The 16,124-nt window shown below is 64.3% G+C and carries 11 protein-coding genes; 7 read left to right on the forward strand and 4 right to left on the reverse strand.

Going from position 1 to position 16,124, the window contains the following annotated elements; translation table 11 throughout:
- Window positions 1-104: 104 nt before the first annotated feature.
- From lpdA to aceE, 3 genes are all read right to left on the reverse strand, one after another.
- Window positions 105-1,985 carry a dihydrolipoyl dehydrogenase gene (gene lpdA, locus AVHM3334_RS17500; RefSeq protein ID WP_284414406.1) on the reverse strand — a complete coding sequence of 627 codons (1,881 nt, stop codon included), beginning with the start codon at window positions 1,983-1,985 and terminating at the stop codon, window positions 105-107.
- A gap of 12 nt (window positions 1,986-1,997) precedes the next feature.
- A complete protein-coding gene (gene aceF / locus AVHM3334_RS17505; protein WP_284414408.1) occupies window positions 1,998-3,719 on the reverse strand; it encodes a dihydrolipoyllysine-residue acetyltransferase in 1,722 nt (573 codons plus the stop codon).
- Between the two features lie 103 nt (window positions 3,720-3,822).
- Window positions 3,823-6,546 carry a pyruvate dehydrogenase (acetyl-transferring), homodimeric type gene (gene aceE / locus AVHM3334_RS17510; protein WP_284414410.1) on the reverse strand — a complete coding sequence of 908 codons (2,724 nt, stop codon included), beginning with the start codon at window positions 6,544-6,546 and terminating at the stop codon, window positions 3,823-3,825.
- A gap of 164 nt (window positions 6,547-6,710) precedes the next feature.
- On the opposite strand from aceE, the gene AVHM3334_RS17515 reads away from it, so the two are divergent.
- The 5 genes from AVHM3334_RS17515 (at window position 6,711) to AVHM3334_RS17535 (ending at window position 13,610) form a co-directional block, all read left to right on the forward strand.
- A complete protein-coding gene (locus AVHM3334_RS17515; RefSeq protein WP_284414412.1) occupies window positions 6,711-9,269 on the forward strand; it encodes a PAS domain-containing sensor histidine kinase in 2,559 nt (852 codons plus the stop codon).
- On the forward strand, window positions 9,266-9,892 hold the full coding sequence (locus AVHM3334_RS17520; protein WP_092739228.1) for a response regulator transcription factor: 627 nt from the start codon (window positions 9,266-9,268) through the stop codon (window positions 9,890-9,892). The genes AVHM3334_RS17515 and AVHM3334_RS17520 overlap by 4 nt, the downstream gene beginning before the upstream one ends.
- An 82-nt stretch (window positions 9,893-9,974) precedes the next feature.
- Window positions 9,975-10,826 carry a bifunctional methylenetetrahydrofolate dehydrogenase/methenyltetrahydrofolate cyclohydrolase FolD gene (gene folD, locus AVHM3334_RS17525; protein WP_284414414.1) on the forward strand — a complete coding sequence of 284 codons (852 nt, stop codon included), beginning with the start codon at window positions 9,975-9,977 and terminating at the stop codon, window positions 10,824-10,826.
- A 57-nt stretch (window positions 10,827-10,883) separates the two neighbouring features.
- On the forward strand, window positions 10,884-12,923 hold the full coding sequence (locus AVHM3334_RS17530; RefSeq protein ID WP_284414416.1) for a M3 family metallopeptidase: 2,040 nt from the start codon (window positions 10,884-10,886) through the stop codon (window positions 12,921-12,923).
- 42 nt (window positions 12,924-12,965) lie between these two features.
- The gene (locus AVHM3334_RS17535; protein WP_284414417.1) at window positions 12,966-13,610 is read left to right on the forward strand and encodes a glutaredoxin family protein; all 645 of its coding nucleotides are present in this window, start codon (window positions 12,966-12,968) and stop codon (window positions 13,608-13,610) included.
- A 135-nt stretch (window positions 13,611-13,745) separates the two neighbouring features.
- Here the strand turns inward: AVHM3334_RS17535 and rpiA are convergent, their stop codons facing one another.
- On the reverse strand, window positions 13,746-14,435 hold the full coding sequence (gene rpiA / locus AVHM3334_RS17540; protein ID WP_284414419.1) for a ribose-5-phosphate isomerase RpiA: 690 nt from the start codon (window positions 14,433-14,435) through the stop codon (window positions 13,746-13,748).
- A gap of 35 nt (window positions 14,436-14,470) precedes the next feature.
- Between rpiA and AVHM3334_RS17545 the strand changes: the two genes are divergently transcribed.
- Both AVHM3334_RS17545 and AVHM3334_RS17550 read left to right on the forward strand, forming a co-directional pair.
- Complete coding sequence (locus tag AVHM3334_RS17545; RefSeq protein WP_284414421.1) at window positions 14,471-15,541, forward strand: quinone-dependent dihydroorotate dehydrogenase; 1,071 nt, start codon at window positions 14,471-14,473, stop codon at window positions 15,539-15,541.
- 101 nt (window positions 15,542-15,642) lie between these two features.
- Window positions 15,643-16,124: transposase domain-containing protein (locus AVHM3334_RS17550; protein WP_284414423.1), on the forward strand; the 482-nt coding region annotated here is incomplete at its 3' end.

Raw genomic sequence — 16,124 nt, forward strand, 5'->3', positions numbered from 1 at the left:
TGCATGGATGGCGGGCAAGGTTACCCATGAAAAAGCCGCGCAGCCCTTATAGAGTCTGCGCGGCCAGCTACCGAATGCGTAGCGCTTTCAGTCGGGTGCCGGCTTCACTTCTTCTGCGGTGGCACATCCGTGCAGCTGCCATGCGCGATCTCCGCCGCCATGCCGATGCTCTCGCCCAGCGTGGGGTGCGGGTGGATCGTCTTGCCGATGTCCACCGCGTCGGCGCCCATCTCGATCGCCAGGGCGATCTCGCCGATCATGTCGCCAGCGTGCGTGCCGACCATGCCGCCGCCCAGGATGCGGCCGTGGCCATGGGCCTCGGGTGAATCGTCGAACAGCAGCTTGGTGACGCCTTCGTCGCGGCCGTTGGCGATGGCGCGGCCGGAGGCGTTCCAGGGGAACAGGCCCTTCTTGACCTTGATGCCCTGCGCCTTGGCCTGGTCTTCGGTGAGGCCGACCCATGCCACTTCGGGGTCGGTGTAGGCCACGCTCGGGATCACGCGGGCGTTGAAGGCGGCCGAGGCCAGTTCCTTGTTGCCCTGCAGTTCGCCAGCGATGACTTCTGCCGCCACGTGCGCCTCATGCACCGCCTTGTGCGCCAGCATGGGCTGGCCCACGATGTCGCCGATGGCGAAGATGTGCGGCACGTTGGTGCGCATCTGGATGTCCACGTCGATGAAGCCGCGGTCGGTGACGGCCACGCCGGCCTTGTCGGCGCCGATCTTCTTGCCGTTGGGCGTGCGGCCCACGGCCTGCAGGACCAGGTCGTACAACTGCGGCTCCGGAGCGGTGCCGCCCTCTTGCGCCGCGGCGAAGGTCACCTTGATGCCTTCGGGCGTGGCCTCGGCACCCACCGTCTTGGTCTTCAACATGATGTTGTCGAAGCGCCTGGCGTTCATCTTCTGCCAGATCTTGACGAGGTCGCGGTCGGCGCCCTGCATCAGTCCGTCCATCATCTCGACCACGTCCAGGCGCGCGCCGAGGGTGCTGTACACCGTGCCCATTTCCAGGCCGATGATGCCGCCGCCCAGGATGAGCATGCGCTTCGGAACCGACTTGAGTTCCAGCGCGCCGGTGGAATCCACCACGCGTGGGTCCTTGGGCATGAACGGCAGATGCACGGCTTGCGAGCCCGCGGCGATGATGGCGTTCTTGAAGGCGATGACCTTCTTGGTGCCCGTCTTCTCCTGGCCTTTGGCGCCCGTGGTTTCGTCCACTTCGAGGTGGTTCGCGCCCACGAACTGGCCGACGCCGCGCACGGTGGTTACCTTGCGCATCTTGGCCATGGCGGTCAGCCCGCCCGTCAGTTTGCCGATGACCTTTTCCTTGTGGGCGCGCAGCTTGTCGATGTCCAGGCTGGGCTCGCCGAAGCTCACGCCCAGGTCGGCCATGTGGCTGACTTCGTCCATCACGGCTGCCACGTGCAGCAGCGCCTTGGACGGAATGCAGCCCACGTTCAGGCAGACGCCGCCGAGGGTGGCGTAGCGTTCGACGAGCACGACCTTCAAGCCGAGGTCGGCCGCGCGGAAGGCGGCGCTGTAGCCGCCGGGGCCGCCGCCCAGCACGAGCACATCGCATTCCAGATCGGCCGTGCCGCTGTAGCTGGCGGCCGAAGAAGTTGCTATATTTTTTGTAGCACCACCCCCTACTGTTGATTGCGCTGGAGCCTGTTTTGACTCAGATGCGCCAGCCGGCGCTGTGGGCGCAGGCGCAGGGGCCGCAGCCGGGGCCGGCGCGCTGGCGGCGTCGGACGCTTCCAGCGTGAGCAGCACGGAACCTTCCGCGACCTTGTCGCCGATCTTGACCTTGAGCTCCTTCACCACGCCGGCATGGCTGGACGGGATTTCCATCGAGGCCTTGTCGGATTCCACGGTGATGAGGCTCTGCTCGGCCTTGATGGTGTCGCCGGGCTTCACCAGCAATTCGATCACGCCGACTTCGGCGAAGTCGCCGATGTCGGGTACTTTGATGTCGATCACTGCCATAGGGATGCTCCTTTACAGCAGGATGCGGCGGTAATCCGCCAGCACTTGGCCGAGGAAGGCGTTGAAGCGCGCGGCGCTGGCGCCGTCGATCACGCGGTGGTCGTACGACAGCGACAGCGGCAGCACCAGGCGCGGCACGAAGGCCTTGCCGTCCCACACGGGCTTCATCTGACCCTTGGACAGGCCGAGGATGGCCACTTCGGGGGCGTTGATGATCGGCGTGAAATGCGTGCCGCCGATGCCGCCGAGCGAGCTGATCGACATGCAGCCGCCCTGCATGTCGGCAGAGCCCAGCTTGCCGTCGCGCGCCTTCTTGGCGAGCTCGCCCATCTCCGTGCTGATCTGGATGATGCCCTTCTTGTCGGCATCCTTGAGCACCGGCACCACCAGGCCGTTGGGCGTGTCGGCCGCGAAGCCGACGTTGTAGTACTGCTTGTAGACGAGGGTGTCGCCGTCCAGGCTGGTATTGAACTCGGGGAACTTCTTCAGCGCGGCCACGATGGCCTTGATGACGAAGGCGAGCATGGTCACCTTGACGCCGGACTTCTCGTTCTCCTTGTTGGTGGAGACGCGGAAGGCTTCCAGTTCGGTGATGTCGGCCTCGTCGTTGTTGGTGACGTGGGGAATCATCACCCAGTTGCGGTGCAGGTTGGCGCCGCTGATCTTCTTGATGCGCGACAGATCCTTGCGCTCGACCGTGCCGAACTTGGAAAAATCCACCTTCGGCCAGGGCAGCAGGTCCATCCCGACGCCCGATCCGCCGGCGGAGGGCTTGGCCGCCTGGGCCTTGGTCTGGGCGGCACCGCTCATCACCTGCTTGGTGAAGGCCTGCACGTCGTCCTGCGTGATGCGGCCTTTGGGGCCGGAACCCTTGACCTCTTCCAGCGGCACGCCGAGTTCGCGGGCGAACTTGCGCACGGACGGGCTGGCATGCGGCAGGCCGACGGGCGCAGCGCCCGGGGCGTGCGGCGCCGGGGCCGATGGCTTTGACTCGACCTGCGGTGCAGGCGGAGCAAACATGCGCATGACTTGGGAGACAGCGGCCGAGGGCTTCGGTTCTGCCGGTGGTGTGGACGCGGCGGCAGTGGGCGCCGAAGCCGCAGTAGGTGCCGCCGCTGGGGCTGCACCTGCGGCGCCTTCCATGATCGCCACGAGATCGCCCACATTGAGCTTGTCGCCGATCTTGACCTTCAGTTCCTTGATGACCCCCGCCGCAGGCGAGGGGATTTCCATCGAGGCCTTGTCGGACTCCACGGTGAACAGCGATTGCTCGGCCTTGACGGTGTCGCCCACCTTGACCAGCAGTTCGATGACCGCGACGTCCTTGAAGTCGCCGATGTCGGGCACGTGCACGTCCACGGGGCCCGACGCAGCGGGCGCCGCGGCCGGTGCGGCGGGAGCTTCTGCAGGCGCGGGGGCGGATGCTACTGATTTAGTAGCGCCCTGCCCTAGTTCCGATTGCGCTGGAGCCTGTTTTGACTCGGAAGCTGCATCGCCTGCGGCCTCGACCACCACGATGACCGAGCCTTGCTTGACCTTGTCGCCCACGGCGACCTTCAGTTCTTTCACCACGCCGGCGTGGCTCGACGGAATCTCCATCGAAGCCTTGTCCGACTCCACCGTGATGAGCGATTGCTCGGCCTTGACCGTGTCGCCGGGCTTGACCAGCAATTCGATCACGCCCACTTCGTCGAAATCCCCGATGTCCGGGACCTTGATATCTACCAATGCCATGTTTATGCCTCCTGCCGAGCCGCCTCAAAGGAGGCATGTGCCCCCTTGGGGGGCAGCGAATGAATATGAGCGTGGGGGTTCACCGTGCGTCTCCGGTGGGTGGTTAAGCGTGCAGCGGGTTGATCTTGTCGGCGTTGATGCCGTACTTCTTGATCGCCTCGGCCACCTTGGTGGCCGGCACCACGCCGTCTTCCGCCAGGCCCTTGAGCGCGGCGACCACGATGTAGTGGCGGTTGATCTCGAAGTGCTCGCGCAGCTTGCGGCGGAAGTCGCTGCGGCCGAAACCGTCGGTGCCCAGCACCTTGTAGGCGCGGCCCTTGGGGATGAACGGGCGGATCTGCTCGGCGTACGCCTTCATGTAGTCGGTGGAGGCGACGACCGGGCCGGTGGTCTTGGACAACTGCTCTTGCACGAACGACACGCGCGGGGTGTCGGTGGGGTGCAGCAGGTTCCAGCGCTCGGCCTCCTGGCCGTCGCGCGTCAGCTCGTTGAAGCTCGGGCAGCTCCACACGGAAGCGGCCACGCCCCAGTCCTTTTCCAGCAGCTCTTGCGCGAAGAACGATTCACGCAGGATGGTGCCGCTGCCCAGCAGCTGCACGGTGGGCGCCTCTTTCTTCAAGGCCGGCGCCTGTTTGCACAGGTACATGCCCTTGATGATCTGCTCTTCGGTGCCGGGCTGCAGGCCGGGCATGGCGTAGTTTTCGTTCAGCAGCGTCAGGTAATAGAAGACGTTTTCCTGGCGCTCGACCATGCGCTTCATGCCGTCGTGCATGATCACCGCGACTTCGTGGGCGAAGGTCGGGTCGTAGCTCACGCAGTTGGGAATGGTGTTGGCCAGGATGTGACTGTGGCCGTCTTCGTGCTGCAGACCTTCGCCGTTCAGCGTGGTCCGGCCGGAGGTGCCGCCCAGCAGGAAGCCGCGCGCCTGCATGTCGCCCGCCGCCCAGGCCAGGTCGCCGATGCGCTGGAAGCCGAACATCGAGTAGTACACGTAGAACGGCACCATGATGCGGTTGTTGGTGCTGTACGAGGTGGCGGCCGCGATCCAGCTGCTCATGCCGCCGGCTTCGTTGATGCCTTCCTGCAGGATCTGGCCGGCCTTGTCTTCCTTGTAGTACATGACCTGGTCCTTATCGACCGGGGTGTACTGCTGACCGTGCGGGTTGTAGATGCCGATCTGGCGGAACAGGCCTTCCATGCCGAACGTGCGGGCCTCGTCCACCAGGATGGGCACCACGCGCGGGCCGAGGGCCTGGTCGCGCAGCAATTGCGTGAGAAAGCGCACGTAGGCTTGCGTGGTCGAGATTTCGCGGCCTTCGGGCGTGGGGTCGAGGATCGCCTTGAAGGTGTCCAGCGACGGTACGGTGAAGCTCTCGTCGGCCTTCACGCGGCGCTTGGGCAGGTAGCCGCCGAGGGCCTTGCGGCGCTCGTGCAGGTACTTCATTTCAGGCGTGTCGTCGGCCGGCTTGTAGAAGGGCAGATCGGCGATCTGGCTGTCCGGAATCGGGATGTTGAAGCGGTCGCGGAAGGCCTTGATGTCTTCGTCGCCCAGCTTCTTGGTCTGATGGACGGTGTTCTTGCCTTCGCCGATCTTGCCCATGCCGAAGCCCTTGACGGTCTTCACCAGCAGCACGGTGGGCTGGCCCTTGTGCTCGTTGGCGGCGTGGAAGGCGGCATACACCTTCTGCGAATCGTGGCCGCCGCGGCGCAGGTTCCAGATCTCGTCGTCGCTCATGTGCTCGACCATCTTCAGCGTGCGCGGGTCGCGGCCGAAGAAGTTCTTGCGCACATAGGCGCCGTCGTTGGCCTTGAACGACTGGTAGTCCCCGTCGTTGCACTCCATCATGATCTTGCGCAGCGCGCCGTCCTTGTCGCGCGCCAGCAGGTCGTCCCAGCCCTTGCCCCACAAGAGCTTGATGACGTTCCAGCCGGAGCCGCGGAATTCGCTCTCCAGCTCCTGGATGATCTTGCCGTTACCGCGCACCGGGCCGTCCAGGCGCTGCAGGTTGCAGTTGATGACGAAGATCAGGTTGTCGAGGTTCTCGCGCGCGGCCAGGCCGATGGCGCCCAGCGATTCCACTTCGTCCATCTCGCCGTCGCCGCAGAACACCCAGACCTTGCGGTTTTCGGTGTTGGCGATGCCGCGGGCATGCAGGTACTTGAGAAAACGGGCCTGGTAGATCGCCATCAGCGGCCCAAGGCCCATCGACACCGTGGGGAACTGCCAGAACTCGGGCATCAGCTTCGGGTGCGGGTAGCTGGAGAGGCCCTTGCCGTCCACTTCCTGGCGGAAGTTCAGCAACTGCTCTTCGGACAGGCGGCCTTCCAGGTAGGCGCGGGCGTAGATGCCGGGCGACACGTGGCCCTGGATGTACAGCAGGTCGCCGCCGTGGTTTTCGCTCTCGGCGTGCCAGAAGTGGTTGAAGCCGGCGCCGAACATGTTGGCCAGCGAGGCGAAGGAGCCGATGTGGCCGCCCAGGTCGCCGCCTTCGGGAGGATGCTGGCGGTTGGCCTTGACGACCATGGCCATGGCGTTCCAGCGCATGTAGGCGCGCAGGCGGCCTTCGATTTCCAGGTTGCCGGGGCAACGGGCTTCCTGGTTCGATTCCAGGGTGTTCACGTAGCCGGTGTTGGCGGAGAAAGGCAGGTCGATGCTGCTTTGCCGGGCATGTTCAAGCAGCTGTTCGATCAGGAAGTGGGCGCGCTCGGCGCCTTCCTTGTCGATGACGGCGCTCAGCGCATCCATCCACTCACGGGTTTCCTGCTGATCGGTGTCGGGGGTGGACGACGCCGGGTTTCCGGCCTGGGGGTCGGTCTGAGCTGACATGCCTGTCTCCTTTATGGGTGCTGGCGTTGGAAATTTCGGGCGAGTTTCTCATATTTTTTTGCTATTTCAAATTGTGCTTTTCATTTTCACAATGCAAAATAATGCTGCAACTGCACATTGCTTTCACTGGGTGACGCGATGTGGCGCTCCCCTACACTCGGTCCATGGATCGCCCGCCCTCTTCTCCCTCGGCCATCAAACCCGCCATGGCCGCCCCGGCCCGCTGGTGGCGCACATGGTGGCGCAGCCTCTCGCCTACCCGGCAGGACCGTTTCGCTGCCTTGGCACCACTGGCCGCCGTGCTCATGTTTCTGGCGGCCATCGTGGCGGCCTTCTGGTATTTGCGCATGGAAGAAGGCGAGCGCGAGCAGGAAGCCCTCAAGCGCGACGTGGAATATGCCCAGCAACGCGTGCGGCTGCGGCTTCTGGAGCGGCAGGAGCAGATCATGCGCATCGCGCGCGACCTCTCCAATCAGGATCTGGAGCGCGCCGACTTCGTGGCGCGCGCCGAAGGCCTCATCAGCCAGTACCCCGAGTTGCAGGCCATCAGCTGGATCGACGACCGCCGCCGCATCCGCGCCAGCCACGCAGCGCCCACCGTCACCAGCGGCCAGTTGCGCGTGGCCGGCGAAGTGCTGAAGAACGGCGACACGGCCGACACCTTCAGCCTGGCGCGCGATCTGCAGCAACCCGTGTATGCCCAGCCCACCGGGACCGAGGGCGAAACCGCTCCGCTGCTGCAACTGCAGGTGCCGCTCGCCGCGCAGGGCAAATTCACCGGCGTGGTGCTGGCCGAATATTCGATCGACAGCCTGCTGCGCTACGGCACACCGACCGAAGTGCTCGCGCGGTATGCCGTCACCCTGCTGGACGGACGCGACCAGGTGCTGGCGGGCAGCGCGCTCACGCCGCGCGCTGCGTCCGGCTTGCTGCCATGGACGGTGCGCGCCAACGAATACGAAGTGCCGGTTTCTCCGGTGGGCAACGGGCTGGTGCTGCGCGCGCAGGCCTACCGCACGTCGCTGGGCGTGGTCGGCAGCGGGCTGTTCTGGCTGGTGGGCACGCTGAGCGCGATGACCGCGTGGTTGCTGATCGCCACCTGGCGCCACACCCGGCGACGCATGCAGGCCCAGCAGGCGCTGGTGGCCGAAACCAATTTCCGCCGCGCGATGGAGAACTCCATCCTCACCGGCATGCGGGCGCTGGACATGCAAGGGCGCATCACCTATGTGAACGCGGCGTTCTGCCAGATGACGGGCTGGAACGAGGCCGATCTGGTCGGCCAATCACCGCCTTACACCTACTGGCCCGAAAGCGACCATGAGGCGTTGCACGCCAAGCTGCGCGACGAGCTCAGCGGCAAGGTCTCGCTCGGCGGTTTCCAGGTGCGGGTCAAGCGCAAGAGCGGCACGCTGTTCGATGCACGGCTTTACGTCTCCCCGCTGATCGATGCGCATGGCCATCAGACCGGGTGGATGACCTCGATGACCGACATCACCGAGCCCAACCGCGTGCGCGAGCAGCTGTCGGCATCGCATGAACGCTTCACTATCGTGCTGGAATCGCTCGACGCGTCGGTGTCGGTGGCGCCGCTGGGCAGCGAGGAACTGCTGTTCGCCAACAAGCTGTACCGCCAGTGGTTCGGCTCGCAGACCGGTGGACATCTGCAACTGGTGGCGCAGGCCGGAGTGCTGCCCTCCACCACGGCCAGCGCGCGCGGCATGGACGACGAAGACGGACTGATGGGCCTGCCCACCGATCCGCTCACCAGCGCACGGTCGGAAAACGCCGAAATCTACCTGCCCGACCTGGGCAAATGGCTCGAAGTGCGATCGCGCTACCTGAACTGGGTGGACGGGCGTCTAGCGCAGATGGTGATCGCCACCGACATCACGCCGCGCCGGCAGGCCGAAGAGCAAGCTGCCCGCCAGGCCGAGCGCGCGCAGTCGGTGAGCCGCCTCATCACCATGGGCGAGATGGCGTCCAGCGTGGCGCACGAGCTGAACCAGCCGCTCACCGCCATCAGCAACTACTGCAGTGGCATGGTGTCGCGCATCGAAAGCGGCCAGATCACCGAAGAGGCTCTGCTCTCCGCGCTGCAAAAGACCGCCCATCAGGCGCAACGCGCAGGGCAGATCATCCAGCGCATCCGCGCCTTCGTGAAACGCAGCGAACCCAACCGGGCCCTGGCGGACGTCCACACCATGGTGACCGAGGCGGTGGAGCTGGCCGATATCGAACTGCGGCGGCACAACGTGCGCCTGACCCATTACCTGGCAGCGCGGCTGCCGCAGGTGATGGCCGACACCATCCTGATCGAACAGGTGCTGGTCAACCTGATGAAGAACGGCGCCGAGTCGATCGAGCACGCCCAGCGCCCGCCACCCCGGCGCAGCGTGGAGTTGCGGGTCGTGCCGCGCCAGGTCGAAGGCCGCGAGGTGATCGAGTTCACGGTGCAGGACACCGGCAAGGGCCTGGCACCCGAGGTGCTGGAGCATCTCTTCGAAGCCTTCTTCTCCACCAAGCAGGAAGGCATGGGCATGGGCCTGAATCTGTGCCGCAGCATCGTCGAGTCCCACCAGGGGAGGATGCAGGCGGAGAACCTCTACAATGGAACGGAGGTCACCGGCTGCCGGTTCTCCTTCTGGCTTCCGCTGGCGCAGCCTGCGGATGCCACTACGAATTCTGTAGCAAACGCATCACATCCAAGGACCCCTGCATGAGCTTGATTCCGAAAAAAGGCACCGTCTACGTCGTGGATGACGACGAAGCCGTCCGCGACTCCCTGCAGTGGTTGCTGGAAGGCAAGGACTACCGGGTGCGCTGCTTTGATTCGGCGGAGTCCTTTCTCTCGCGCTACGACCCCCGCGAAGTCGCCTGCCTGATCGTGGACATCCGCATGGGCGGCATGACCGGCCTGGAACTGCAAGACCGGCTGCTGGAACGCAAATCCCCCCTGCCCGTCGTCTTCATCACCGGCCACGGCGACGTTCCCATGGCCGTGAACACCATGAAAAAAGGCGCGCTGGATTTCATCCAGAAGCCGTTCAACGAAGAAGAACTCGTCGGCCTGGTCGACCGCATGCTCGACCGGGCGCGCGAATCGTTCGCCGGCCACCAGCAGGCCGCCAGCCGCGATGCCCTGCTCTCCAAGCTCACGGGCCGCGAGGCCCAGGTGCTGGAGCGCATCGTCGCCGGCCGCCTGAACAAACAGATCGCCGACGACCTGGGCATCAGCATCAAGACGGTGGAAGCGCACCGCGCCAACATCATGGAAAAGCTGAACGCCAACACCGTGGCCGACCTGCTCAAGATCGCCCTCGGCCAAAATGCGCCCAAAGGCTGATCGCTCCTGATTTAATAGCTGCCAGCGCAATAAAAACGGCGGTGTGCAGCAGTTTTTATTGCTAACCTGAGTTTTTTCGACGATGACAGCCCAACTGATCGACGGCAACGCGCTCTCCCGCCAATTGCGCACTGAAGTGGCCCAGCGCGCCGCCGACTTGAAAGCGCGGGGCACCGTGCCCGGTCTGGCCGTGGTGCTTGTGGGCGACAACCCTGCCAGCCAGGTCTATGTGCGCAACAAGGTCAAGGCCTGCGAAGACAGCGGCCTGCACTCGGTGATGGAAAAGTACGACGCCGCCATGACCGAGGCCGAGCTGCTCGCCCGCGTCGAGGCATTGAACAACGACCCCGCCATTCACGGCATTCTGGTGCAACTCCCCCTGCCAGCGCACATCGACGCGCAGAAGGTGATCGAAGCCATTTCGCCCGCCAAGGATGTGGATGGCTTTCACATCGCCAGCGCTGGCGCGCTCATGACCGGCATGTCCGGCTTCTGGCCCTGCACGCCCTATGGCTGCATGAAGATGCTCGAATCCATCGGCTACTCGCTCAAGGGCAAGCACGCAGTGGTCATCGGCCGCAGCAACATCGTCGGCAAGCCCATGGCGCTCATGCTGCTGCAGCAGAACGCCACCGTGACGATCTGCCACAGCGCGACGCAAGACCTCAAGGCCCAGACCCTGCAGGCGGACGTGATCGTGGCTGCCGTCGGCAAGCGCAACGTGCTCACCGCGGACATGGTCAAGCATGGCGCGGTCGTCATCGATGTGGGCATGAACCGCAACGACGAAGGCAAACTCTGCGGCGACGTGGACTTTGCCGGCGTGAGCGAAGTGGCGGGCTGGATCACGCCCGTGCCCGGCGGTGTCGGCCCGATGACGATCACCATGCTTCTCGTGAACACCCTGGAAGCCGCGGAGCGCGCAGCGGCGTGAAGATTTCGCTGAAGCGACCGGCTTGAACCCGCCCCATCCAACGCCATCTAATCGCGCATGAGCAATCCCCTCCTCGAATCCTCCGACCTTCCCCTGTTCGACCGCATCCAGCCCTCCGACGTGGCACCGGCCGTCGATGTGCTGCTGCAACGCGCCAGCGCGGCGCTGGAAACCGTCACGGCGCCGGAATTCCCGGCGCGATGGGAATCGATCGCGGAGGTTCTGGATGTCGCGACCGAAGCGCTGGGACGCGCCTGGGGCGCCGTGAGCCATCTCAACAGCGTTGCGGATACGCCCGAGCTTCGCGCTGCCTATAACGAGGCCCTGCCGCGTGTGACCGAGTTCTGGACCCGCCTGGGTGCCGACGAACGCCTGTATGCCAAGTACAAGGCCATCGACCCGCAGGCCTTGAACACCGAGCAGCGGCAAGCATGGCGCAATGCCATCCGCAACTTCGTGCTGTCGGGTGCCGAACTGCAAGGCGCTGCCCGCGAGCGCTTCGCGCAAATCCAGGAAAGGCAGGCCGAACTGAGCCAGAAGTTCAGCGAAAACGCGCTCGACGCCACGGATGCCTTCGCCTACCACGCCCGTGAGGACGAGCTCGACGGCCTGCCCGACGATGTGAAGCACGCAGCGCTGGCTGCTTCGCAGGCCGAGGGCAAGGAAGGCTACAAGCTCACCCTCAAGATGCCGTGCTACCTGCCGGTGATGCAGTTCGCACGCAGCAGCGCTTTGCGTGAAACCCTGTACCGCGCTTATGTCACCCGCGCTTCCGACCAAGCCGAGGGCGACGCCAAGCGTTTCGACAACAGTGCGTTGATCCGCGAAATCCTCGCGCTGCGCAAGGAAGAGGCGCAATTGCTGGGCTACGCCAATTTCGGAGAGGTATCGGTCGTGGCCAAGATGGCCGACTCCCCGCAGGAGGTCATCGATTTCCTGCGGGATCTGGCCCGCCGCGCTCGGCCTTACGCCGAAAAAGACATCACCGACATGCGCGCTTTCGCCGCCCAAGACTTGGCGATTGCCGATCCCCAAGCGTGGGACTTGCCTTACATCTCCGAAAAACTGAAAGAAGCCCGCTACGCGTTCAGCGAGCAAGAGGTCAAACAGTATTTCACCGCACCGAAGGTGCTGGCCGGCCTGTTCAAGATCGTCGAAACGCTGTTCGAAGTGGCCATCCGCCGTGACACCGCGCCCGTCTGGAACCCGACCGTTGAGTTCTACCGCATCGAGCGTGGCACCGAACTCGTCGGCCAGTTCTATCTCGACCAACCGGCGCGCAACGGCAAACGTGGCGGCGCCTGGATGGACGACGTGCGCACCCGCTGGCTGCGGCCCGACACGGGCAAGCTGCAGACGCCCGTGGCGCATCTGGTGTGCAACTTTGCGGAGGGCGTCAACGGCGCTCCGCCGCTGCTGACGCATGACGACGTCATCACCCTCTTTCACGAGTTCGGTCACGGCCTGCACCACATGCTCACGCAGATCAACGAACGCGATGTCTCGGGCATCAGCGGCGTGGAATGGGATGCCGTCGAGCTGCCCAGCCAGTTCATGGAGAACTTCTGCTGGGAGTGGGATGTGCTCAAGCACATGACGGCGCATGTGGACACCGGCGAGCCGCTGCCCCGCGCGCTGTTCGACAAGATGATCGCCGCCAAGAACTTTCAAAGCGGCATGGGCACGCTGCGCCAGATCGAGTTCGCGCTGTTCGACATGCTGCTGCATACCTCGCATGACCCGTCGCAAGATTTCATGCCCCTGCTGACACAGGTTCGCGGCGAGGTATCGGTGTTGACTCCGCCGGCCTTCAGCCGCACGGCGCACACCTTCAGCCATATTTTTGCCGGTGGGTACGCGGCGGGTTACTACAGCTACAAATGGGCGGAAGTCCTGAGTGCGGATGCCTATGCGGCTTTCGAAGAAACCGCCGGGGCCGATGGCATGCCCAGTGCAGAGACGGGGCGCCGCTATCGCCAAGCTATTCTGGAAGCGGGCGGTAGCCGCCCCGCCATGGAATCGTTCAAGGCGTTCCGCGGCAGGGCGCCCAGCCTGGATGCGTTGCTGCGCCACCAAGGCATGGCCGGCAACGCCTGACCCGTGTATCAACCGCCTCTTTCGCATCCGGAGTCTTCAGACATGACGCAATCGCTCTTCGCCAACGCGCTGCTGGCTTCTGCCCTCCTGGCGGCAAGCGCCCTGCCCGCCCAGGCCCAGCAGGTGTACCGCATCGTCGGTCCCGATGGAAAGGTGACCTTTTCCGACCGCGCGCCCGATGCCAAGACGGCTCCCTCCCAGGTGGGTGGTGGCCGCGCCACAGGCCCTGCATTGCCGTACGAGCTGCAACAGGTGGCTGGTCGGTTCCCCGTGACGCTCTATACCGGCAACGATTGCACGCCATGCGTGAGCGCGCGCAACCTGCTGATCAACCGCGGCGTGCCGTTTTCTGAGCGCACCGTGAATACCGAAGAAGATGCCGAAGCGCTCAAGCGCCTGAGTGGATCGACCAGCTTGCCCTTCGGCACCATCGGCTCTCAGCAACTGATCGGCTTTGCGGACAGCGAGTGGACGCAGTACCTGGATGCGGCTGGCTATCCCAAGCAATCGGCGCTTCCCCCGAGCTATCGCCGCGCGCCGCCCGCGCCGCTGGTGGCCGCCAAGCCAGCCACGCCGGCAGCTGCAGCGGCGCCCGCCGCGGCCGCCCCAGCAGAAGCGCCCCGCCCTGCAACACCGGCCGGCAACGGCGCCAGGACGCCGAGCAACCCTGCAGGGATCAGTTTTTAAGAAGCAAGGGTCGCGCGCGATTGAACCCATCGCGGCAAGGAGCGCGATGGTCACGTCAGCCGCCGCGCATGCCATCGAAGCCTCACGTCGCCGAAGCGCTTCTCTGGCGAGGCGCGTGACGACAGGCGATAACGCTCAGTACTGAACGGTGCGCACACCCTGTGCGGTGCCCAACAGGCAGACGTGTGCCTTCTGGTGAGCGAACACGCCCACCGTCACGACGCCTGGCCATTGGTTCACCGATGATTCGAATGCCAGTGGATCGCTGATGCTCAATCCACGCACATCCAGAATGTGCTGGTGGTTATCGGTGACCAACGGCGCACCGTCTTTTTGCCGGAGCGTGGCGTGCCCGCCCATCGCCGCGAATTGGCGTGCAATTTGCTGTGCGGCCATTGGAATCACCTCTACCGGCAAAGGGAAGTGGCCCAAGGCGCCTACCAGTTTCGATTCGTCCGCAATGCAGACGAACTGCCGTGCCAAGGCAGCAATGATTTTCTCGCGCGTGAGTGCGGCCCCGCCCCCTTTCACCATATGGCCCTTGGCGTCGATTTCATCGGCGCCATCGATGTAGACCGCGAGGGAATCCACTCCGTTCGCATCGAACACCGGAATGCCAAGAGCCTTCAGCCGCTGGGTGCTGGCCTCCGAGCTGGACACCGCGCCGCGGATGTCATTTTTCATGCCCGCAAGCGCGGTGATGAAATGATTCACCGTGGAGCCCGTGCCGACGCCGACGATCTCGCCGGGCACGACATATTGCAGGGCCGCTTGGCCTACCAAAGCCTTGAGTTCGTCTTGTGTGAAGGAAGAAGGAGTCGTCATGGGAGAAAATCCGAAGTAATCACCGAATTATCCCCATGTCACTGATCCCTTACGCCCTCGCACGCCCTCTTCTTTTCGGCATGGATGCCGAAGCCGCTCACGAGCTGACCATGGACATGCTGGCGCGCGGCCAGCGTACGCCCCTGCAATGGGCCTGGTGCAACGAAACCGTGGAAGACCCAGTGACCTTGGCGGGCCTTACCTTCCCCAATCGCGTCGGTCTGGCGGCGGGACTGGACAAGAACGCACGCTGCATTGATGCCCTTGGCGCCATGGGGTTCGGATTCGTGGAGGTGGGAACGGTGACCCCCAAAGCCCAGCCAGGCAACCCGAAGCCACGCATGTTCCGACTGCCTGAAGCCAACGCACTCATCAACCGCTTGGGGTTCAACAATGAAGGACTCGATGCGTTCTTGCGCAATGTGCAGCAGGCCCGCTTTCGTTCGCAGTCGGGCAAGCGTCCTATGCTGCTGGGCCTGAACATTGGCAAGAATGCCGCCACACCTATCGAAAATGCCACGGCGGATTACCTGGCGTGCCTTGATGGCGTATATCCGCATGCCGACTACGTGACGGTCAACATCAGTTCCCCCAATACGCAGAACCTTCGCGCACTGCAAAGCGATGAAGCGCTGGATGGTCTTTTGAGCGCTCTTGCCGAACGCCGCGAAGCCCTGGCGTTGCGCCATCCGCGCACAGATGGGACACCCCGGCGTGTTCCGCTCTTTGTAAAGATCGCTCCCGATCTGGATGCAGCCCAGGTGCAACTGATTGCGGCGACCTTGCAGCGCCATGGCATGGACGGCGTGGTGGCGACCAACACTACGATCAGTCGGGATGCCGTCAAAGGCATGGCCCATGCCGATCAGACCGGCGGGCTCAGCGGAACGCCGGTGCTCGAAGCCAGCAACCGCGTCATCCGCCAACTGCGTCAGGCACTGGGCCCAGATTTTCCAATCATTGGCGTGGGCGGCATTTTGAGTGCGGAAGATGCGGTCAGCAAAATTCGCGCAGGCGCGGATGTCGTGCAAATCTACACGGGGCTGATCTATCGGGGGCCGGCGCTGGTCCCCCAAGCCGCTCGAGCGATCAAAGCAATCGGCTAGAAACGAAATAGGATCCACGAGGTCAATGCCAGTCAGTTAAGCCCCCAGGCCAACTGATGCAGTAAGAAGGGAGCGTGTTCAACACGTTCCCTTTTTGCTTGATGAGCCTGCTTCAGAGCGCGCTGCGCGATACCTTGCCCCGAGTTCCAGATCGGCTTGATGAACTCAGCGCGTTGATAGACCCCGGCTGGATCGCGCAGGTGCTTGCGGCCAGCGGCAAGGCCTCCATCCGGCGGCGCAAGCTGCCTGCCGAGCATGCCGTGTGGCTGGTGATCGGACTGGCGCTGTTTCGTGATCGGCCACTGTGGCAGGTGGTGCAGCAGTTGGACTTGAGCCTGGATGGACAAGCGCTGCCCGCACCGAGCGCCAGCGTGCAGGCCCGTCAGCGCTTGGGGGAGGAACCCCTGGCTGAGCTGTTTGCTCTGCTGACGCGGGCCTGGAGCTGCCCTGCGGCGAATGCGCAGCAGCCCCTGCGCGTGCTGGCCGTGGATGGCGTGGTCTGGTCGGCACCGGACACCCCGGAGAACCGAGCCGAACTGGGTAGCTGTGGCAACCAGCATGGCCCTTTGTCCTGGCCGCAGAT

Source organism: Acidovorax sp. SUPP3334 (genome assembly GCF_030159055.1).
Taxonomy (GTDB): Bacteria; Pseudomonadota; Gammaproteobacteria; order Burkholderiales; family Burkholderiaceae_C; genus Paracidovorax.